19 protein-coding genes are annotated in these 22,199 nt (G+C 35.3%); 15 read left to right on the plus strand and 4 right to left on the minus strand.

Annotation, left to right across the window (positions count from 1 at the left end; all coding sequences use genetic code 11):
* Positions 1-2: 2 nt before the first annotated feature.
* Together BLQ19_RS06900 and dusB are read right to left on the minus strand one after the other, a co-directional pair.
* The gene (locus BLQ19_RS06900; RefSeq protein ID WP_029450458.1) at positions 3-602 is read right to left on the minus strand and encodes a hypothetical protein; all 600 of its coding nucleotides are present in this window, start codon (positions 600-602) and stop codon (positions 3-5) included.
* A gap of 88 nt (positions 603-690) precedes the next feature.
* The gene (gene dusB, locus BLQ19_RS06905; protein WP_025616334.1) at positions 691-1,689 is read right to left on the minus strand and encodes a tRNA dihydrouridine synthase DusB; all 999 of its coding nucleotides are present in this window, start codon (positions 1,687-1,689) and stop codon (positions 691-693) included.
* Between the two features lie 389 nt (positions 1,690-2,078).
* Here dusB and lepA point away from each other — a divergent pair, with 389 nt between their 5' ends.
* Positions 2,079-3,875 carry a translation elongation factor 4 gene (gene lepA, locus BLQ19_RS06910; RefSeq protein ID WP_074537832.1) on the plus strand — a complete coding sequence of 599 codons (1,797 nt, stop codon included), beginning with the start codon at positions 2,079-2,081 and terminating at the stop codon, positions 3,873-3,875.
* 60 nt (positions 3,876-3,935) lie between these two features.
* Here the strand turns inward: lepA and BLQ19_RS06915 are convergent, their stop codons facing one another.
* A complete protein-coding gene (locus BLQ19_RS06915) occupies positions 3,936-4,205 on the minus strand; it encodes a hypothetical protein (protein ID WP_139150212.1) in 270 nt (89 codons plus the stop codon).
* Positions 4,206-4,422: 217 nt separating this feature from the next.
* Here BLQ19_RS06915 and BLQ19_RS06920 point away from each other — a divergent pair, with 217 nt between their 5' ends.
* The gene (locus tag BLQ19_RS06920) at positions 4,423-4,980 is read left to right on the plus strand and encodes a hypothetical protein (RefSeq protein ID WP_074537834.1); all 558 of its coding nucleotides are present in this window, start codon (positions 4,423-4,425) and stop codon (positions 4,978-4,980) included.
* Between the two features lie 39 nt (positions 4,981-5,019).
* On the plus strand, positions 5,020-5,217 hold the full coding sequence (locus tag BLQ19_RS06925) for a hypothetical protein (protein WP_074537835.1): 198 nt from the start codon (positions 5,020-5,022) through the stop codon (positions 5,215-5,217).
* Positions 5,218-5,291: 74 nt separating this feature from the next.
* Here BLQ19_RS06925 and BLQ19_RS06930 read toward each other — a convergent pair whose 3' ends face one another.
* Positions 5,292-7,127 carry a cation:proton antiporter gene (locus BLQ19_RS06930; protein ID WP_025616330.1) on the minus strand — a complete coding sequence of 612 codons (1,836 nt, stop codon included), beginning with the start codon at positions 7,125-7,127 and terminating at the stop codon, positions 5,292-5,294.
* Between the two features lie 199 nt (positions 7,128-7,326).
* Between BLQ19_RS06930 and BLQ19_RS06935 the strand changes: the two genes are divergently transcribed.
* The 12 genes from BLQ19_RS06935 (at position 7,327) to BLQ19_RS06990 (ending at position 22,196) form a co-directional block, all read left to right on the plus strand.
* Entirely contained in the window at positions 7,327-8,190 is an 864-nt protein-coding gene (locus tag BLQ19_RS06935; protein WP_074537836.1) for a universal stress protein, read from the plus strand.
* A complete protein-coding gene (locus tag BLQ19_RS06940) occupies positions 8,187-10,394 on the plus strand; it encodes a SulP family inorganic anion transporter (RefSeq protein WP_074537837.1) in 2,208 nt (735 codons plus the stop codon). The genes BLQ19_RS06935 and BLQ19_RS06940 overlap by 4 nt, the downstream gene beginning before the upstream one ends.
* 163 nt (positions 10,395-10,557) lie before the next feature.
* Positions 10,558-14,037 carry a PAS domain S-box protein gene (locus BLQ19_RS06945; protein ID WP_175444407.1) on the plus strand — a complete coding sequence of 1,160 codons (3,480 nt, stop codon included), beginning with the start codon at positions 10,558-10,560 and terminating at the stop codon, positions 14,035-14,037.
* Positions 14,006-14,395: a response regulator gene (locus tag BLQ19_RS06950; RefSeq protein ID WP_025616326.1), complete on the plus strand. Its 390-nt coding sequence runs from the start codon at positions 14,006-14,008 to the stop codon at positions 14,393-14,395. The genes BLQ19_RS06945 and BLQ19_RS06950 overlap by 32 nt, the downstream gene beginning before the upstream one ends.
* A 61-nt stretch (positions 14,396-14,456) precedes the next feature.
* Positions 14,457-14,789, plus strand: coding sequence for an ArsR/SmtB family transcription factor (locus BLQ19_RS06955; RefSeq protein ID WP_024482412.1), 333 nt, complete (start codon positions 14,457-14,459; stop codon positions 14,787-14,789).
* Positions 14,790-14,838: 49 nt separating this feature from the next.
* Positions 14,839-15,306 (plus strand): DUF6428 family protein, encoded by a 468-nt coding sequence (locus BLQ19_RS06960; RefSeq protein WP_025616325.1) that lies wholly within the window; start codon positions 14,839-14,841, stop codon positions 15,304-15,306.
* Complete coding sequence (locus tag BLQ19_RS06965) at positions 15,269-15,796, plus strand: GNAT family N-acetyltransferase (protein WP_367888685.1); 528 nt, start codon at positions 15,269-15,271, stop codon at positions 15,794-15,796. Before BLQ19_RS06960 ends, BLQ19_RS06965 begins: the two co-directional genes overlap by 38 nt.
* Positions 15,797-15,808: 12 nt before the next feature.
* Complete coding sequence (locus BLQ19_RS06970) at positions 15,809-16,441, plus strand: arsenate-mycothiol transferase ArsC (protein ID WP_074537840.1); 633 nt, start codon at positions 15,809-15,811, stop codon at positions 16,439-16,441.
* Between the two features lie 4 nt (positions 16,442-16,445).
* A complete protein-coding gene (gene arsB, locus BLQ19_RS06975; protein ID WP_074537841.1) occupies positions 16,446-17,498 on the plus strand; it encodes an ACR3 family arsenite efflux transporter in 1,053 nt (350 codons plus the stop codon).
* Between the two features lie 164 nt (positions 17,499-17,662).
* Positions 17,663-18,523 (plus strand): MBL fold metallo-hydrolase, encoded by an 861-nt coding sequence (locus BLQ19_RS06980; protein WP_074537842.1) that lies wholly within the window; start codon positions 17,663-17,665, stop codon positions 18,521-18,523.
* Between the two features lie 61 nt (positions 18,524-18,584).
* Positions 18,585-20,225 carry a S8 family peptidase gene (locus BLQ19_RS06985; RefSeq protein WP_074537843.1) on the plus strand — a complete coding sequence of 547 codons (1,641 nt, stop codon included), beginning with the start codon at positions 18,585-18,587 and terminating at the stop codon, positions 20,223-20,225.
* 123 nt (positions 20,226-20,348) lie between these two features.
* Positions 20,349-22,196, plus strand: a complete 1,848-nt coding sequence (locus BLQ19_RS06990; protein WP_074537958.1) for a M1 family metallopeptidase — start codon at positions 20,349-20,351, stop codon at positions 22,194-22,196.
* Positions 22,197-22,199 lie beyond the last annotated feature (3 nt).

Raw genomic sequence — 22,199 nt, forward strand, 5'->3', positions numbered from 1 at the left:
CGTTAATTAATCATCAAAGGAGGTGGTGGCACATTAGTAATTGGAGAATAATCTACAATTAAAATAATAGCGTAAAAGTTATCGTTCAATTTTTCTAATTCCTTTTCACTAAGAGACCTTAAAGGTTTTTCTAATAGTTCCATGGATTTGTATTCTAATACTAGATCAATTCCTTTCAAAACCTCAACTAATTTTTTTTTATTTGCCACTTCACCCAACCTTACATCCCAATTAAAGTTATAAAAAAGACCATTATACTTTTTTGAATCTAGCCTTTCTTTAGTGTGTCTGAAAATTTCATTCTTAAGGTTTTCATTAAGACCAACCAATTCGCTTTCTACTAGTACTTGGTTGTTCTCATTACATATTACATCAATGATATTATGAATTAATACTGCATCATTACAGTCCTTGTCAATAATTACAGGAAATATATATTTAGAATTTTCTAGCTCAAATACACCTAATTTATATCTTTCCTGGCAAAGATTTATTTTATTATTTTTTTCAAGAGAATGAATAAAATCGATATTATTCAATGAAAAATCTATATTAATGGTATCTGCTTTTCTATCAAAATGATGAAAGCTAAAAACTTCCATATCTTGTTTACAGTTAATAGTAACACAGGTAATAATGAGTAGAAGTAAAAAGTTAGTTTTCTTAACTTTAACCATTGAAATACACTAATTAGATGGAGTCAAACTCGTAGTCCCCAAAAATCTTTAGCACTTCTTCAAAAGCTTTAAAAACATCTTCTGAATGATCACTGGTTACCATTTTCATTCTATATTCCTTAAAATTAGGAATACCTTTAAAGTAATTGGTATAGTGTCTTCTTGTTTCAAAAACACCTAATTGTTCCCCTTTCCAATCTATTGCCATTTGCAAATGACGCTGTGCAGCTTCTACACGTTCTTGAATAGTAGGCGGTGCTAAATGTTCTCCTGTTTTAAAAAAGTGCTTTACCTCATTAAAAAACCAAGGATAACCAATACTAGCTCTACCTATCATAGCACCATCTAATCCGTATTCATCACGCATTTTCATCGCCGCTTCTGGCGTATTAACATCGCCATTTCCAAAAACAGGAATATGCATTCTTTGGTTGTTCTTCACTTCTGCTATCGGCCCCCAATTGGCATCACCTTTATACATCTGTGCCCGCGTTCTTCCATGAATAGCAATGGCCTTACAACCTACATCTTGTAAACGCTCTGCAACCTCAACAATTTTAATAGAATCATCATCCCAACCCAAACGTGTCTTTACCGTAATAGGTAATTTAGTATGCTTAACCATGGCTTCCGTCAAAGAAACCATAAGATCTATATCTTTTAAAATACCTGCACCAGCTCCTTTACTTACTACCTTTTTTACAGGGCAACCAAAGTTAATATCTATTATATCTGGATTAGACTTTTCTACAATCGCTACGGATTGTAACATCGATTCTAGATTGGCACCAAAAATTTGAATCCCCACCGGACGTTCTTTCTCATAGATATCTAATTTCATAACACTTTTAGCAGCGTCACGAATCAAACCCTCAGACGAGATAAACTCCGTATATACCACATCTGCGCCTTGCTCTTTACATAGCGCGCGAAAAGGTGGATCGCTCACGTCTTCCATCGGCGCAAGTAATAATGGGAAATCTGGCAGTTGTATGTCTCCTATTTTTGGCAAAACTTTCTAATTTAATACGAGGCAAAATTACGTAATTTTTAGGAAGTTATCACACCCTAATTATGAACGCAAGTATTTAAGGAATTCTAAAGCATTAGCCTGTTTAAACTTCATTTTTAGGAATATACCCAATTATAGAAAGAAAAAAGTCACCGTACTATTTTAGGTAGGAGAACGCATTTTTTATCAACTATTTTAGCATGTTAAACTTGTTTTTTGTCAAAAAAAAGTACAATCTGTTCTTATTTTACTGCTTTTAATCGTATTTCATTCTTATTTCTATTCTTGTCATATTTAATGCTCAACAAATCACTTATATTTGCAATTGGTTTTCGATATATTTTTTTTGATAAACCATAATTTTAGTCAACTGAACTTATTCAGCTTACATGAAAAACATTAGAAACTTCTGTATTATTGCACATATTGACCATGGTAAAAGTACTTTGGCAGATAGATTGTTAGATTTCACTGGTTCTGTTACAGATCGAGAGAAAAAAGAACAATTGTTAGATAGTATGGATTTAGAGCGTGAACGTGGTATTACCATTAAAAGTCACGCTATACAAATGGACTACACCTATAAAGGTGAGCAATACATATTAAACCTTATTGATACTCCTGGCCACGTAGATTTCTCTTATGAAGTTTCTAGATCTATTGCGGCTTGTGAAGGTGCCTTATTAATTGTTGATGCTGCACAAAGTATTCAAGCACAAACGATAAGTAACTTATACCTTGCCCTTGAGAACGATTTAGAAATTATTCCCGTATTAAACAAAGTAGATTTACCAAGTGCTAACCCTGAAGAAGTTACGGATGATATCGTTGATTTATTAGGCTGTGATCCTAGTGAAGTTATTCCTGCCAGTGCTAAAACAGGTATTGGTATCGAAGAAATTTTAACGGCAATTATTGAGCGTATTCCTCCTCCAAAAGGAAACCCTGATGAATCATTACAAGCTTTAGTATTTGACTCTGTTTACAATCCTTTCAGAGGGGTAGAAACCTATTTTAGAGTTATTAATGGTGAAATAAAAAAAGGTCAAAAAATAAAATTCGTAGCTACAGACAGTGACTATTTTGCTGATGAAGTAGGTACTTTAAAACTAACACAACACCCAAAGCAAAGTGTTAAGGCTGGTGATGTTGGTTACTTAATTACAGGAATAAAAGATGCTCGTGAAGTAAAAGTAGGTGATACAATTACGGATGCCGCGAACCCTACAAAAAACCCGATTGCTGGTTTTGAAGATGTAAAACCGATGGTTTTTGCTGGTATTTACCCTGTTGATACCGACGAATTTGAAGAGCTTAGAGCTTCTATGGAAAAGTTACAACTTAATGACGCTTCCTTAGTATTTGCCCCAGAAAGTAGTGTAGCCTTAGGTTTTGGTTTCCGTTGTGGTTTCTTAGGAATGCTTCATATGGAAATTATTCAAGAGCGCTTAGAGCGTGAATTTAACATGACCGTAATTACTACGGTACCTAACGTTAGTTACCATGCATACACTCGTAAAAACCCTGATACAGCGTTAATAGTTAATAACCCTACAGATTTACCCGATCCGTCTAGTATAGATCGTGTAGAAGAGCCGTATATAAAAGCTACAATCATTACTAAATCAGATTTTGTTGGTAATGTTATGTCTCTTTGTATTGAAAAAAGAGGGGTTATCACCAATCAGACATATTTAACAACAGAACGTGTTGAACTTAATTTTGATATTCCTTTGGCAGAAATAGTTTTCGATTTTTATGATCGATTAAAAACAGTTTCTAAAGGCTATGCTTCTTTTGACTATACGCCTATTGGAATGCGTACCTCTAAATTAGTACGTGTAGATATTTTATTAAACGCACAACCAGTAGATGCCCTATCTGCACTTATTCACGCAGATAATGCCGTTAATATCGGTAAAAGAATGTGTGAAAAGTTAAAAGAACTAATCCCGCGTCAGCAGTTTGATATTCCTATTCAAGCAGCTATTGGAGCAAAAGTAATTTCAAGAGAAACAACAAAAGCCTTACGTAAAGACGTTACCGCCAAATGTTATGGTGGTGATATTTCTCGTAAACGTAAACTTTTAGAGAAACAGAAAAAAGGTAAAAAACGAATGCGTCAGGTAGGTAACGTAGAAGTACCGCAAGAAGCATTTATGGCTGTTTTAAAGCTAAACGATTAACAAAAAAGGCTACATTAAAATGTAGCCTTTTTTTATATACTATGGAATAAACACGCCTAATTAATTGGCTTGCCCCAAGTCAATAGCACCAGCAGAGCAGATTCCCTTTACATAGTCCTCCGGACTCAAGCCTCCCAGTTCTTCTTCAGAAATAGTTTCAGAATTCCCCCCAGAGGAAATAACGACTGTACCATCACCATTATCACAAGCTGTTATAGAAACCCCTATAAGTTCGCAACTTTCGCAGATGCCTTTATCATCGTTATCTTTAGCGCAAGAAAAAAATAAAACACTTCCTATTAGTGCGGCGAATAAAATTGATTTTTTCATAAAAAAAATAGTTTTGGTTTTGGTTATGTATTTCAAAACAGATTATTTTAAGTGATATTGCCAATTACTGCAAAAAGAAATTAAATCGCCTATCGCGTGGATGAAGTCAAATACTAGGTAAAAACTTAAAATTGATCTTTTTTTTAACAAATTTTAAGAATTGGTATACTATTTGCGAACTTTTTACGTTACAAAATAGAACCTGATTGTAAATGTCATGAAAAAGCTCAACCAACTAAAATATTCTACTTTTATACTTATTGCTTTATTTGGTTTGGCCCTAACTAGCTGCTCCACAGATAATACCAATTCTGAAGCTATAGAAATTTCGGAATTTGAGGTTCAAAAAGTATTAGCTATTGATGATTATTCAGGTATTGTAGACAATGCTATCACCGAAGCTTTTTTAGGCAAGAATAGCACTGGAAAAAGGTTTTCTTCTCAGAAAGACACAGAATGTTATAATACCACCTATACCGATGCTGGTTTCACCATGATCTTTAATAATTGTATTTACAACGAAACAGATAACGTCAGCGGCACTATAAATGCCACCTATACTATAGGAGAGACAAATACTACTTTTACAGCAACCTATAGCAATTTTTATATTGGAACCATCCAATTAAACGGCACAAGAACATTTACGATAAGTACCACTGAGAATGAAGGTGATATAAACTTTACCGTAACTTCAGATATGGTTATTATCCTGGAGGATGGTGAAGTAATTACCGAAGCAGGAACTAAAACAGCTAGTATCATTTTTGCTTAAGATAATATTGTCATTGCCGTAACAGGTACTTGGGCTCTTGTGGAAAACGGAGATACCTATAGAGTGACCGTTACTGAAAATTTAACCAAATTATTAGATTGTGAGTATTTCTCTGATGGACAATTTACCTTATCTAAAAATGGAATTGAGGTTATTATAGATCTGGGTGATGGTACTTGTGATAACAAAGCCAACATAATTTATCCTAATGGAGTTACTGAAGAGGTTACCCTATAATACCCCTACGATACTACTTAAAAAGCCCTTTGTATATTTCATACAAAGGGCTTTTTAATACGTTTTAATTTAGGCTAGGCTTCTTGATCGTCTTCAAAACGTTTCCCTAAATACACCAATTTAAATTGTTCCGTAATATCTTCAAACTCCTCACTAAAAGAAGAGATGATCTTTAAATCTCCTTCTGGTGTTTTCAAAAATACTGGAATTGAATTAGGATCTGCCTTCGTAATTTCAATCAAACTATTATAATGCTCCGTAGATTTTAAATCTATTTCATGGATAGACGGATACTTACGTACCGCTTCTGTTAACTTTATAAAATCATCTGTATGTGAAAAAAGTCCCTCTTTAGGATTCGTATCCGGATTACTCATTTCATCGTCGGTTACCAATCTAAAAGCACCATTCTCTCCAAAATGTTTAGAGAATTTACTGATGGCATATCTATTGATGTCAGAATTCCCCGTTAACGCCATTAAATACCCAACATCGTTCAATTCTATGTTATCACTCAATGTATCTGAATAGATGTTGGCAGCAATAGCTTCTAATCCCATATTCTTAGCTTTATCTACATTGGTTTGGTTGTTATCAATAAGCACCACATGCCTATTATTCTTTTGTAAATAACTCCCAATAATTCTAGAGACTTTAGAAGCTCCTATAATTAGTATCCCGTTAGATTTTTTTAAGAAAACACCAACGAGCTTCGCAAATAAACGGGCAGTTGTAGCGTTTAAAATTACCGTTCCTAAAACAATCATAAACACCAAAGGCGTAATGTACTCTGCACCCGCTTCTCCTTTTGCTAATAGCTTGGAGCCAAATAACGAGGCGATACCTGCCGCCACAATCCCTCTTGGACCTACCCAACTTATAAAAAGCTTTTCATTAAGCTTAAGGGATGATCCCTGCGTGCTTAAAAACACACCCAAGGGCCTAATGATAAAAACAATTACTGCAAAAAGCACCGCTGTTTGCCAGTTGTAGATAAGCGCTAAATCGCTAATATTAATATTTGCCGCAAGGAGAATAAATAAGATCGAAATTAATAAAACACTCAATGATTCTTTAAAGTACAATAATTCTTTAAGGTTCGGCAGGTTAATGTTCCCCAAGACCATTCCCATAACCACTACGGCTAATAGCCCTGATTCATGAGCAAAAACATCAGACATTACAAACACCATTAATACCAAGGACAATGAAACTACATTGAGCAGGTAATGTGGTATAAAATTCTTTTTGATGGCAAAAGTTAGTGCATGTGCAAACGTGAAACCAAAAGTGGTCCCAAAGAGCAAGATTTTACCAAACTCAATCAATGCCGTTTGCGTATAGGCTTGTCCTTCACCTACACTTATAAATTCAAACACCAAAACGGCTGCTAGGGCACCAATAGGATCTATTAAAATACCTTCCCATTTTAGGACCGTAGAGATATCTTTCTTTAGCGGAATATTACGTAATATAGGTGTAATTACTGTTGGCCCAGTAACAATGATCAATGCTGAGAACAGGAACGATATTTGCCAATTTAATCCAAAAATATAGTGCGCAGCTATACCGGCACCAAAGAAGGTAACCACACTCCCTAAAGTGATTAGTTTAGTAATCACAGGTCCTACATTCTTAATTTCATTCCTCTTTAAGGTTAAACCCCCTTCAAAAAGAATAATACTAATCGCTAAGGAAACAAAGTAGTATAAACTTTCTCCTGGAAAAAGGCCTTTTTCACCATTCCAAATTGGTTCTATTAATTTAAGACCGTCTTCTGTGTATAGTGTTGCAATTGGTCCCACTAATAATCCAATCAATATCAGTGGTAAAATGGCAGGTAATTTTAACCTCCATGCCACCCATTGGGCTATTATACCCAGAACAATAATCCCCGCAAGTTCAACCATTCTTATTTTTAGGGGAAAAATACTGCTTTTATTCGTAAACTATGAATTGAACAGTAAGAATTAATGTTCTAAAGACCATAAAAACTACCCCTAAAAGGTCTAATCCTATGGTTGTAATTTCACATTTATCGCCTTCAAATTATTATCCTAAATAACATAGCTGTATTATTGTATTGAATTACAAGGCTAACGATAAGTTATGAAAGAAAAAATACATCCATTTAAAACCATATTATTTGGATTCGCTTTTTCACCAAAACTTAGAGTAAACATTATTGAAACTACACGAATTGCAAGGTTTTTCAATTCAAAATTAATTTTACTTCATGTTGGTGAGAAGACCGCCGAAAAGTCTGATAAGATAACGGCGATTTTAAATGAACTGTCTATAGAAAACTTAACCGTAGAAATTCAGTGGATTCCAGGAGACCCTATTCAGGTTATTTTAGATTCTTGTAAAAATTCAAAGATAGATTTACTTATCCTGGGGGCATTACAGCATGAGAACGCTTACCAATTTTACGTAGGCTCTATTGCTCGTAAATTAACCCGTAAGGTGTGTTGTTCCGTACTGTTATTAATTAAGCCCTCTGAAGAAAGGGTGTCCTGTAAAAACATTGTAGTGAATGGCTTAGATGCCCCAGATACTCCGCTTGCTATTGAAGATGCTTTTTATGTGGCTAATGCTCTTGGTGCGCAACAAATTACCATTGTAGAAGAAATTTTACAACGAGAAATACACGTTAAAGTAGAAGATGATAAATCGCTTAAAAAAGCGAATATCATGAAAGAACGATTAAAACATAGAGAAGACTCTAGAGTACGTAAAATTGTCAGCGACCAGTGCGATACGTATACTCAAAATATAAAAATTAAAACTCAAAATATCTTTGGAGAAAGAGGGTATTCTATTGGGCATTATGCAGAAGTGGTCAGGGCCGATTTATTAGTAATGAATGCACCTAAAAAAACACGCTTCATAGACCGTTTATTCCCACATGATATTGAATATATTTTATCTGACCTTCCAACAGATTTATTAATAATCCGTAGACCAAATTGACACCTAAACAAAAGAAATCTGCTTCATTTATAAAAGACCTTCCTAAAAATATTTTTGCGGGGTTTGTTGTGTCTTTAATAGCGCTTCCTTTAGGTTTGGGATTAGCTATTGCCAGTGAGGCACCTCCAATTTCAGGTATTATAGCCGCTGTGGTAGGCGGTATTGTAGTGTCTATTTTAGGAGGATCGAATGTAACAATTACAGGGCCGGGAAATGGCTTGGTCATTGTAGTTCTTGGAGCCATAACCACTCTAGGTGGCGGAGATATGTACCAAGGGTATTTATATACTTTAGCCGCCATAGTCATTTCTGGTGCCCTCCTAATGCTTTTAGGCTTTTTAAAAATGGGGCGATTAGCAGATTTTTTCCCTGCATCGGCTATTGAAGGAATGCTTGCCGCCATTGGCCTTGGTATTTTGTCCAAACAGTTTCATATTATGATTGGCCATAATAATGAACACGGTAGTATTATTTCCTTACTTCTACAAATTCCAGAAGGCTTATTACAACTTTTCACAGAAGGCAACCAAAGTAAATTATTTGCTGCTGCTATTGGAATTATAAGTCTTTGTATCATGGTTTTTTATTCGAAAATTAGAAATAAATACTTCCAGTTAATTCCAGCACCTATGTGGATTTTAATCTTAACGATAGGGTTGAGCTATGTTTATAAAGGAATGGATATTGCTTACCCAATGGACGCTAAATTTTTAGTAAACATTCCGGATAATGTATTCAGTTCTTTAGCATTCCCAGATTTTTCCATAGTCTATTCTAAAAAATTTATTGCCGTAGTTTTTGCCCTAACATTCATTTCTAGTATAGAATCATTATTAAGCATAAAAGCGGTTGATAAATTGGATCCACAATCTAGAAGATCTAATGTAAATAAAGATTTAAAAGCGCTAGGCTTAGCTACAACTATTAGTGGTTTTTTAGGCGGACTTAATGTGGTGACCGTGATTGCAAGAAGCTCTGTAAACGTTAACAACAAAGCCTCTAACCGCTCTGCAAATTTATTTCATGCCCTATTTTTAGTATTATTTATTGTTTTGTTTCAAGAGCAATTACGAAGCATCCCATTAGCTGCATTGGCCGCTATCTTGGTCTATACAGGATATAAGCTTGCTACACCAAAAAACTTCCAAAAGATTGCCAAAATTGGTAAGGAGCAAATATTAATTTTCCTAGCCACGTTATTAACTACCCTATTCACCAATTTAATGACGGGTATTAGTGTAGGTATTCTTATCACCTTTATTATACACGTGGTTATCAACCACAGTTTCGGTTTATTTTTTAAACATTTATTTAAGCCAAATATTCTTATGTTTAAAGAATTAGATGGTGATAATTATTATGTGAGCATTAAATATTTCTGCAGTTTTATCAACTTTTATAAACTGAAAAATAAGCTAGACATGATTCCTGAAAATGAACATGTTATTTTAGATTTTTCTATGTGTAGCTTTGTGGACCATACCTCTTTTGAAGGGGTAGAAAATTACGTGCAAACCTTTTCTAAAAAAGGTGGAAGTATAGAGCTTATAGGGCTAGATAAGCATGAGGCCGATTCTAAACACCCTTTTGCTATTCGGAAAATATTACCCCTGAAGGCACTTAAACCTATTGAAAATTACTTTACCAAACGCCAAAAAAACATAGAGTTAACGGCAGAAAAATTAGGGTGGAACTATGTTCCTAAAAAAAATAAAGAAGTAGATTTCTTATCTAATTTTATATTCTTTAGAACCAAAGAAATTAATTTTATTTACAATTCATTATCCAAAAAGGATAAACAGAAAAGTGTCTTTGATGTAGAGTTTACAGAAGGGGCATTTATCGCTAAAGAAATAGTAAAAACTACGGTGTTACATTTGCGCCTAGATCACAAAATACCCGTTTTTACATTAGACAAGGAAGGTTTGCTAGAGATGCTTTATAAATTGGCCGGTTTAAAAGATATTACTATTGAAAACAGGCCAGATTTTAATAAGCGCTTTTACCTTAAAGGAGCTAATGAGCTCGACATTAAAAGAATCTTTAATGATGAACTAATTTTATTCTTTGAAAGCAATCCGTATTACCATGTGGAGTCTAACGGCAGTTCTTTATTAATCTTTAAAAAAGAACGCTTACTAAGTGTACAAGAAGTAAAAGCAATGATCTATTTTGGAGAGCAATTACATTCTTTACTAAAGTAATACGTCTTGTTAATTGATTAAATAGGTGAATTCTAATAAATATAGACGGTTTCTTTTGTAGGAATTATCCTTTTTTGTAATTTACAGTAATCTCCCTATGGTATTACTAGGTTATACTTTATGGGGAGTTAAATTGCCTAAAAAACTAAACACCGACCAAATAATGAAACTAGAAAATATTTTTCGGTTTTTTAAGAGCCCTCTTACCTTTGGTCTAACCGTATTTGCAATCACATTAGCTTTAACGCAATTTCTTAATTACCAACGCTACCTCCTTTTTGAAACCCAAAAGCAAAAGAATTTAGTCACTCAAGCCAATTGGGTGGAACAAGAGTTTAAAAAAACGCTAGATCAAGGCTATTCCACCACACAGACCTTGGCTTTTATCGTTGCGCATTACGGCGTACCTAAAAATTTTGATTCTATTTCCAATTTATTGATTGTTACCCACAAAGAAATTAGCGCCTTAGAAATTGTAAATAAACAAGGTGTCATAACTCATGTATTTCCTATAGAGGAAAATAACGTTTTAGGGTTTAATATCTTAAAGGATTCTCTCGGAAAAAAAGGTGCTAATGAAACCATTAAAAGGAAGGACTATTTTGTAACTGGCCCTATACGTCTTAAACAGGGTGGGATAGGATTTGTGGGGAGAACCCCTATTTTTAAAGACAACAAATTTGAAGGTTTCACCTCTGCTGTTATTTCTTTAAATAACGTTCTAAAATCTGCTAAACTTCATAACAAAGACAGCCAGTTTTTATACCGCCTCACCAAGGTAAATCCGGATAAAACTGAAAAGATATACTTTTCTACTTATGATAATATTACTTCAAATTCATTTTCATCAACCGTAGAAATGCCGCATGGTGAGTGGAAACTTTACGTATCTGCAAAAGAAAGCATGCCTATTGTAGGAATACTACTATTTGGTGTTATCGGTTTGTTTATTTCTATCCTTGCGGGTAGTATGGCTTGGTATCTATTTAAACAACCCAAACACCTAGATAAACTGGTTCGGAAAAAAAATTTAGAACTCGTAGAAAGCGAAGAAAAATATAGAAATCTAGTAGAACAAGCCTCCGATGGTATCTTACTAGGTGACAAACACGGTAACCTTCTAGAAGTAAACATCAAAGCCTGTGAGCTTTTCGGATACACAAAATCAGAATTATTAAAACTCAATATTTCCGCATTAGTCACTAAAGAGAACGCTAAAGAAATACCGCAAAGAATTCACAAAATTTTTCAAGAAAACTCTTTGATTTCTCAACGTATATTGTTACGAAAAGACGGCTCGGAATTCTATGGTGAGATCAGTGCTACGGTACTCCCTAATAAACTTGTACAAGGAATTGTTAGAGATGTAAGTCCGCGCATTGCATTAGAACAAATTGCGAGTAAAAATGCAAAACAGATAAAAGAGAGCGAAGAAAAATATAGAATGCTTGTAGAAGAGGCTTCAGATGGTATTTTCCTTTTAAATAAAGAGTTAACTATTACAGATGTTAACCACCAATTTTGTAAGATGTTTAGGAGCACTAAAGACGTTTGTGTAGGTAGCAGTCTTATAGCCTTAATTCTCCCTGAGGATTTAGAAGCACAACCTTTAAGGATAAAAGAGCTCACCGAAGGAAAGACCATTCAAGCGCTGAAAAAAATGCTCCGCAAAGATGGGACTACTTTTACCGCTCAGGCCAATGTAAAAATGATGCCCAATCATCATTTTCTATGCATTATTCAAGATGTTACCGAACGCGAAGAAACAGCAGAGATACTTCGTAACAGTGCGCTTAAATATAGAGAATTGACGGAACGTATTTCTGATGGCTTTGTAGCCTTAGACAAAGATTGGAAATTTAATTATGTAAACGCCAAAGCTTGTGATGCCATAGGAAAATCATACTCAGAACTTATAGGCACCGTTGCTTGGGATACTTTACCCTATTTTACGCAAACTGATGCCTATAAAATGCTTCTGGAGGCCATGCAGACGCAGCAGTATAGGTATATCAAACAGTATAGAGAAGAGTTTGACCGCTGGTATGAATATAGAATGTACCCGTCTGCTGAAGGAATTTCAGTGTATTTTAAAGACATCACTAAAATAAAAAAAACCGAGGAGCAGGTATTAAAAACCAAAGCTAAAATGGAATCTGCTATTCGTATTGGAAAAATAGGCTACTGGAGCTGGGATATGCAAGACAATAGCTTGGAATGGTCTAACGAAATGTATACTATATTTGATTTGCATCCAGATACCCCCTTAACTTTTGAAAATGCGTCTTTATGTATACACCCGGAAGACAGAATAAAACATAAAGAATTAATCAACCACAGAATTCAAAATAAAGACAATACCCCTTTTAGTTATCGCGTAGTTCATAAAGACAATTCTATACATCATGTGTTAGTAGAACTAGAAATTTTGGTCGATGAAAATGATGAGATCCATAAATTTCACGGTACTGTTATAGACATGACAGATACGATACGAGTTAAAGAAGAACTTAAAGAAAGTCAAGAGAAATTTTATAAATCCTTTCATTCTAACCTCGTTGGAAAAGTTATCGTAGATGCCAATAGGATCATTCTTGAAGCTAATGATACGGTAGCCAATTTGCTTGAAACTACCCGAGAAAATCTAATTGGAAAAAGCCTTTTGGGTGCAGATGTTCTTAATTTTGAACTTCACCAAGATTCTGAAACACGACAAGTACTTTGGGATAAATTAATGCAAGAAGGAATCTTGAGAGATGAAGAGATTACCTATTATTTAAAAAATGGAAAGAAAATTCCAGCCTTATTATCTATAGAACCCTTGAAATTAAGCAATAGAACCAATTATTTAGTGAGTGCTATTGATAATACCAAAAGAAAAGAAGCAGAGCACCTACTAGAACAACAAAATGAAGAACTTTCTAAGACCAATTTAGAACTAGACCGCTTTGTTTATAGTGCCTCTCATGAGTTAAGAGCTCCGCTGTCTTCTGTCATGGGACTTATAGACATTATTTTACATGAAGATCATGACGATGCTCTCGTCTTTAAGCTAAACATGATGCAGCAGTCGGTAAAAAGACTAGATGATTTTATTAAAGATATTGTACAGTATTCTCAAAACAAACATTTAGAAATAGCCATGGAGCCTATAGATTTCAGGCATTTGATTAATGAATCTCTTGAAAGTTTGTGGTATTTGAAGAATAGGAAGTATATTAATATGGAGATTGATATAAAGGAGATTCCTCTTTTTTATTCCGATAAAAAGAGAATATCTATCATCTTTAATAACCTTATTTCTAACGCCATTAAATACCATAATATTAATGATAAAAATCCAAGAATCACCATCACAATAGCATCTGTTAACGATGAAGTATCTATACAGATTGCAGATAATGGCATCGGTATCCCTGAGAAGCATCTAGATAAAATCTTTGAAATGTTTTACAGAGTATCATCAAAGGTCATGGGAACCGGCATAGGATTGTACGTCATAAAAGAAATTGTCACCAAGCTAAATGGTACAATAACCGTGGTATCAAAGCCTAATGTGGGCACCAAATTCGTAATTTTACTCCCCAATCAAACTAAAAAATCAAGAGCAAATGAAGTTCAAACAAATCTTGTTAGTCGATGATTCTGAAATTGATAATTTTATCAACAAAACTGTTTTAACCAAAGCAAATGTTGCAGAACGTATCTTGTCTGAGACTTCTCCCGAAACCGCGCTAAAATATTTGCGGAAATGTTGTAATGACCCAAGTAGTTTTCCTGAAATTATTTTTCTAGATATAAAAATGCCAGAACTAAACGGCTTCGAATTTTTAGAGGCGTTTGGTTTATTTCCTGAGCATATTAAAGAAAAATGCTGTGTGTATATCCTTAGCTCGTCTATAGATCCTAAAGATGAAGAAAGAGCGAAACAATTTCCTTGTGTTAAAAATCACATTATAAAGCCTTTAGTCATAGAGCAACTAGATTCTATTTTAAAATAAAAGCGAAAAGATTTTGGTACTTATCTTGCTTAATCGTAATATTGCAATATAACAATTAAGTATGGGCTTAGCCAAATCAGAAATATTTACCGCAGAACAAAATGAAATAGCAAATTTTGCCAAGGCTTTTGGGCATCCTGCTAGAGTCGCTATTTTACAACATCTATTTAAAATAAATGCATGTATCTGTGGAGACCTAGTTCAAGAAATTGGTCTTGCACAACCTACCATTTCTCAGCATTTGAAAGAACTGAAACAATTAGGCTTAATTAAAGGCACTATAGATGGCACCAGTGTTTGTTACTGTATTGATACCGACAATTGGGAAAAAATGAAATCTAAAATGGGTACTTTATTGCATTTAAATATTCCGAGTAAAACAGATTGCTGCTAAAAAAAATTTGAATTCATTCATCGTAATATCACAATAAAACAATAAGCTTATGAAATTATCAGAAATAAAATCGCACTTAAAAAATTTAAAAACAATTGCTTTTGAACTGCCTGATGGCTCTTTAGTTCCCAACCATTTTCACGTTACAGAGGTAGGTAAAGTAACCAAGAACTTTATTGATTGTGGAGGTACCGTACGCAATGAAGAACTTGTTAATTTTCAATTATGGAATGCGGATGATTATGATCACAGACTGCATCCAGAAAAGCTTGTTCATATTATTGAGCTATCAGAAAAAATATTAGCCATCCCTGATTTAGACATCGAAGTAGAATACCAAGGAAGCACCATTGGTAAATTTGGATTAGAATTTAACGGAACCAACTTTGTATTAACTACGAAACAAACAGATTGTTTGGCAAAAGATAATTGTGGTATTCCAGAAGCAAAGCCAAAACTATCTATGGCTAGTTTACAAAGTGGAAATTCTTGCGACCCTAATTCTAGCTGCTGCTAGTATGACTATTGTGCCCATCACGGAAGCTAACTATCCTCTTGTTGCTAAAATCTATAAAGAAGGCATCAATACAGGGCTAGCTACTTTTGAGACGCAAGTTCCTGCTTGGGAAAAATGGCATACTGCCCACTTAAACTTTGGTAACATTGCGCTGCTATCCGAAGATAAAATGCTAGGATGGGCTTCTCTTGCTCCTGTTTCTAGTAGGTGTGTGTATGGTGGCGTCGCAGAAGTTAGTGTCTATATAGCAGAAGCCTACCGTGGTAAAGGAATAGGAAAAAAATTATTACAAGAACTTATTAAAATTAGTGAGGAACATGGTATTTGGACCTTACAAGCCGGAATTATGACTGCTAATATTGCTAGCATACACTTACATACTTCTTGTGGCTTTAGAATCATTGGATACCGCGAAAAAATAGGAAAACTTCATGACATTTGGCTAGATAATACCCTCTTGGAACGAAGAAGTAACAACATAGGAATATAAATAGAATAAAAAATGACTACAACAACACCAACACTATTTCCACAACTAGCAGCCCTAATTAATACTTTAGATATGGAGCGTATTTCAGCTACGCGTAAAGAAATTTTAGATCCGCTAGCCGAGTTTATTCAACATAAAGTAAAAACAGATCAAGAAATACGCTTAAATTTTATTTGCACCCATAACTCGCGTAGAAGTCATTTATCTCAAGCTTGGGCACAAGCCATAGCAGCTCATTTTGGGATTACAAATATATATTCCTACTCTGGAGGCACAGAAGCTACTGCCCTCTTCCCTATGGCAGCCACAACCTTAAAAAACTCAGGTTTTCAAATAACGTCACTTTCTGAAGGCAACAACCCAGTATATAGCATAAAATATGCTGCCAATGAGGCTCCAATAATTGGTTTTTCTAAAACTTTTGACGCGCCTTTTAATCCCTCTTCAGAATTTGCAGCAATCATGACCTGTTCTTCTGCAGACCAAGGATGCCCATTTATTGCTGGTGCAGAAAAAAGGTTTCCCATAACTTTTGAAGATCCAAAAGCTTTTGATAATACCCCGCAACAAGCAGAGAAATACCAAGAACGTAGCCTTCAAATAGCCACAGAACTCTATTATATTTTTTCTAAAGTAAAGGCATAATCTCATGAGTATAACAAAAAAATTAAGCTTTCTAGATAATTACCTGACCCTTTGGATTTTTATAGCCATGATTGTAGGCGTAGGCTTGGGTTATTTGATGCCCTCTTTTCCAGAACTTATCAATAATGCCAGCAGCGGTAGCACCAATATCCCTATAGCTATTGGTCTAATCTTAATGATGTATCCGCCACTAGCTAAGGTCAACTATGCCTTACTCCCAAAAGTGTTTAAGAACGTAAAAATACTGTCTATCTCTTTATTATTAAATTGGATTATAGGACCAATTTTAATGTTTGTTTTAGCCATCATCTTCTTACAAGACCATCCTGAATACATGGTAGGTCTAATTCTTATAGGCTTGGCACGTTGTATTGCCATGGTATTGGTTTGGAATGATCTTGCAGAGGGTAGTAGCGAATATGGCGCAGGCCTTGTTGCCTTAAATAGCATTTTTCAAGTATTTGCCTACAGTTTCTATGCGTGGTTATTTATAACCGTATTACCGCCGTATTTTGGTTTTGAAGGTGCAATTGTAGACATCTCTATTGCTACCATAGCAGAGAGTGTTGCTATTTATCTTGGAGTTCCATTTTTATTAGGCATTATTAGCCGTGTTGTTTTAGTAAAACTTAAAGGAGAAGCCTGGTATACCCAGAAATTTATACCTACTATTTCGCCTATGACATTGATTGCTCTACTTTTCACCATTGTTATTATGTTTTCTTTAAAAGGAGAATTAATTGTCACGATTCCTGCCGATGTATTACTCATTGCTATTCCACTACTCATTTATTTTACCCTCATGTTCATTATCGGATTTTTCTTTACCAAGGCCATGGGCGCAAGCTATGATAAAACAGCAGCCGTAGCATTTACCGCTGCAGGGAATAATTTTGAACTTGCCATAGCTGTTGCCATTGCAGTATTCGGACTTAATTCTGGGCAAGCATTTACAGGGGTTATTGGGCCATTAGTAGAAGTTCCTGCCCTCATACTATTAGTGCGTGTTTCTTTCTGGTTGCGTAAAAAATACTTTGGTAATGAAGTACATTCGTAACCAGCGAGAGGATATTCTGCGTTTTGGAGCGTTAAAAAGTCTTAATTAGTGATTCTATTTTTAACGATTTTCTTAAATTTCACGATTATTTGGTTAAAACAGGAAGAATATCACAATCGTGATTTCCGAGTAACAACTAAATTCATCGCTTTTTTAAAACGTCTATGAAATTATATCCAATAGAAACTGGCAATTTCAAGCTAGATGGTGGTGCAATGTTTGGAGTAGTGCCAAAAACACTATGGACAAAAACCAATCCTGCAGATGCCTCCAATAGAATAGATCTTGCTGCCCGGAGTTTATTAATTGAAGAAGGCAACCGCTTAATTCTTATTGATACTGGAATGGGCTCCAAGCAATCGGACAAATTCTTTGGCTATTATGATATGTGGGGAGATCATACCCTTGAAAAATCACTGCAATCCCATGGGTTTCATAAAGATGATATTACCGATGTTTTTATGACACACTTGCATTTTGATCATTGTGGCGGTAGTATCCAATGGAATAAAGACCAAACGGGCTATGAGCCTGCTTTTAAAAATGCAAAATTCTGGACGAATAAAGAACATTGGGAATGGGCTACAAAACCTAACAACAGAGAAAAAGCATCTTTCTTAAAAGAAAACTTACTACCCATGGAAGCTAGTGGGCAACTTCACTTTATAGAACGCACGAGCACTACAGACTTTCAAATTTCGTCAGAGTTAGGGTTTGATATCCTATATGTAGATGGCCACACAGATAAACAAATGATTCCGCACCTACAGTACCAAGGAAAAACATTGGTTTTTATGGCAGATTTGCTTCCTACGGTAGGACACATTCCCTTGCCCTATGTGATGGGCTATGATACAAGACCCTTGTTAACATTGGCGGAAAAAGAAAAATTCTTACTCAAGGCTGCTGCCAATAATTTCTATCTGTTTTTAGAACATGATGCACACAATGAAATTTGTACCCTACAAGAAACAGAAAAAGGCATTCGTTTAAAGGACATTCACTCCTTTGACAGCCTTTTTTAATACGCTTATTCACAATTATTTATAACTCAAAATCAATATAGTTTATAAAAACTACTCAAGTATGACTACTAATTTTTCTAAATCAATTTTAGGGCTAACTATTTGCTCTTTACTTTTATCCGGTTGCGGTGCTACAGCGCCAGTACTTATAAGTACTCCCGTAGAAAACATCGATGCCATTCCTTTAAAAATTTCCGATTTATCAGAAACTCAAAAGAAAACTTGGGGACACTTAGATCTTATTTCAGATACCATTCCGGGAATGGCTGTTGAAAAAGCCTATGCTGATCTTGTAAAAGGTAAAAAAGGAGAAAAAATCATCGTAGCAATTTTAGATTCTGGAATGGATTTAGAACACGAAGATTTAGTCAATGTATTATGGACTAATACCAAAGAAATTCCTGGTAATAATAAAGATGATGACAACAATGGCTATGTAGATGATATTCACGGTTACAACTTTTTAGGAGAGTCTTACAATGAGCAATTAGAGGCTGCAAGAATCTTACGTCTTAAGTTAGGCGATGCTACCCTGCAGGCTGCAGCAAAAAAGGTCATTGATGAAGATGCTCAAAAATACCTTACCTATAAGAACCAGTTAGACCAAATGCTACCTGCTATAAAAAGTGCAGATGCGGCCATTACCGCACATTTAGGTAAAAAAAATTATAGCAAAGAAGAAGTTGCTGCTATTACCACAGAAGATTCCACTTTATTACAGAGTAAATCTATTGTAACTCAAATGTTTGCCTATGGCGATTCTATGGCAGAAGTGATAACACAATTAGAAGGCGATATCGATGGCTTAATAGAACGTTTAAACTATAATTTAAATGTAGATTTTAATGGTAGAACAGAGGTTGGTGATAATCCATATGACCTTAAAGATTTAGGCTATGGTAATGGTAACCCTCAAAACCGTGTTGCTACCGAAAGTCATGGTACACATGTTGCAGGAATTATCGGGGCACAACGTGGAAACGGTAAAGGTGTAGATGGTGTTGCTAATAATGTAGCCTTAATGAGCATAAGAGCGGTACCTAATGGAGATGAATATGATAAAGATATTGCTTTAGGTATTCGTTATGCGGTAGATAATGGTGCTAAAATTATCAACGGTAGTTTTGGAAAAGCTTTCTCTCCAAATGCTGAATGGGTTTATGAAGCTATTAAATATGCTGCTTCTAAAGACGTATTATTTGTACATGCTGCGGGTAATGACGGTAATGATTTAGATGATACGAGCAATGCTAACTTCCCTAATGACCAAATAAACAATGGTGCAGAAATTGCAGATAACGTTATCACGGTTGGTTCTTTAACAGCTAAGTACGGATCAGGATTAGTTTCTTCTTTTTCTAATTATGGTACTATTAATGTAGATGTATTTGCTCCAGGTAGTGCTATATATGCTACGATGCCTAATAGTACTTATGACTATAATAGTGGTACCTCAATGGCGGCACCAGGGGTTGCAGGTGTTGCAGCTCTTGTGTGGTCTCAGTACCCATCATTAAAAGCAAGCCAAGTAAAGAAAATTATTTTACAATCTGGTTTAACGACTAAAACACAAGTTACTGTTCCAGGAGAAGATGCTGGTGCTAAAGAATTTTCTGCTTTATCAAAATCAGGAAAAATGGTAAATGCTTACAATGCATTGCTACTGGCTGAGCAAGTGACCTCAGGAAAAGTAAAATTATAAGAATTTCGCTAAAAAGACCTAGCAGAACTAAAAAGGTCATAGAAATTTTAAGTTAAGCTTTTAATTTCTATGATCTTTTTATCTTTAGGGCAATTGACTAATTATACTCAAAAAAAAATAACAATGAAAAAAACAATTCTCAGCCTTTTAGTTTTGGTTACGGGCCTTAGTGGTTTCGCTCAAAACACATCGTATTGGCAGCAGCATGTTGCTTACACGATGGATGTAGACATGGATGTAAAATCACATGAGTACACCGGAACTCAAAAATTAGTATATACCAACAATTCTCCCGACGCTTTAAACAAAGTATATTATCACTTGTATTTTAATGCCTTTCAACCCGGCAGTGAAATGGACAGGCGTTTACAAAGTATCGCAGATCCTGATGACCGTATGATGGCCGATGGAAAAAGTAGAATTTCTGCCTTACAACCTGATGAGATAGGATACTTACACCCTACTTCCCTTACCCAAAACGGAAAGCCGGTAAGCTTTTCAGAAGAAGGTACTGTTCTTGTTGTTACCTTGGCAGAAGCTATCCCACCTGGAGGTACAGCAACTTTTGATATGGTTTTCAAAGGTCAAATTCCTATTCAAATTCGTCGTTCTGGTCGCGATAGCGAAGAAGGCGTAGCACTTTCTATGAGCCAGTGGTATCCAAAACTAGCCGAATATGATTTTGAAGGCTGGCACGCAGATCCATATATTGCTCGTGAATTTCAAGGCGTATGGGGAGATTTTGATGTAAAGATTACCATAGATAAAAACTACACCGTTGGTGGAAGTGGCTATTTACAAAATGCACAAGAAATTGGTCATGGGTATGAAGCACCAGGAACAAAAATAAAAAAGCAAAAAGGAAAGACCTTAATATGGCATTTTAAAGCGCCTATGGTACATGACTTTATGTGGGCAGCAGATCCGGAATACATCCATGACACCTTACAAGTAGAAAATGGTCCAATGCTTCACTTCTTGTACAAAGACAATGCAGCGATAAAAGAAAACTGGAAAAAACTACAGCCTAAAACTGCAGAAATGATGCAATTTTTCAGCAAGAATGTGGGTACATATCCATATGATCAGTATTCTGTGATCCAAGGTGGTGATGGTGGTATGGAGTATGCTATGGCAACACTTATTACTGGGGAGCGTAAATTTGGAAGTCTTGTGGGTGTAACGGCACATGAAATGGCGCACTCGTGGTTTCAGCATATTTTGGCCTCTAATGAGGCTAAACATGAGTGGATGGATGAAGGGTTTACCAGTTTTATCTCGCACTTATATATGAATGAATATATGGGAGAGAAAAAAACAAATCCGTTTGAGGGGTCGTATAAGGGCTATAACTATTTAGTAAAATCTGGTAAAGAGCAACCACAAACTACACATGCAGACCGCTATGCTGAAAACATGCCGTATAGTATTGCAGCTTATAGCAAAGGAGAAATTTTCTTAGCGCAATTAGGTTATATTATTGGCCAAGAGAATTTAATGGAAACCTTGAAAAAGTATTTTAACGATTTCAAATTCAAACACCCTACGCCAAATGATATTAAGAGAACGGCTGAAAAGGTTTCTGGGATGGAACTAGATTGGTATTTGATGGATTGGACGCAAACAACCAATACTATAGACTATGGTATTACCGCTGTTGTTGCAGATGGGGAACAAACAAAAGTTAGCTTAGAGCGTATTGGTTTAATGCCTATGCCTCTTGATATTTTGGTAATATATGCAGATGATACACAAGAAACTTTCTATGCACCACTTAGAATGATGCGTGGTGAAAAAGAAAATCCTTACCCTAACTTAACACGGACGGTAGTAGAAGACTGGCCTTGGGCTTTCCCTACCTATGACTTTACTATTGCTAAGCCTTTAACGGCTATAAAAGCAATTGTTATTGATCCTTCACAATTAATGGCGGATGTAAATCTTGAAAACAATGCTTGGGAAAACAAGTAATTT

Origin of the sequence: Cellulophaga baltica, from assembly GCF_900102165.1 — a bacterium.
In the GTDB taxonomy this organism is placed as follows: Bacteria; Bacteroidota; Bacteroidia; order Flavobacteriales; family Flavobacteriaceae; genus Cellulophaga; species Cellulophaga baltica.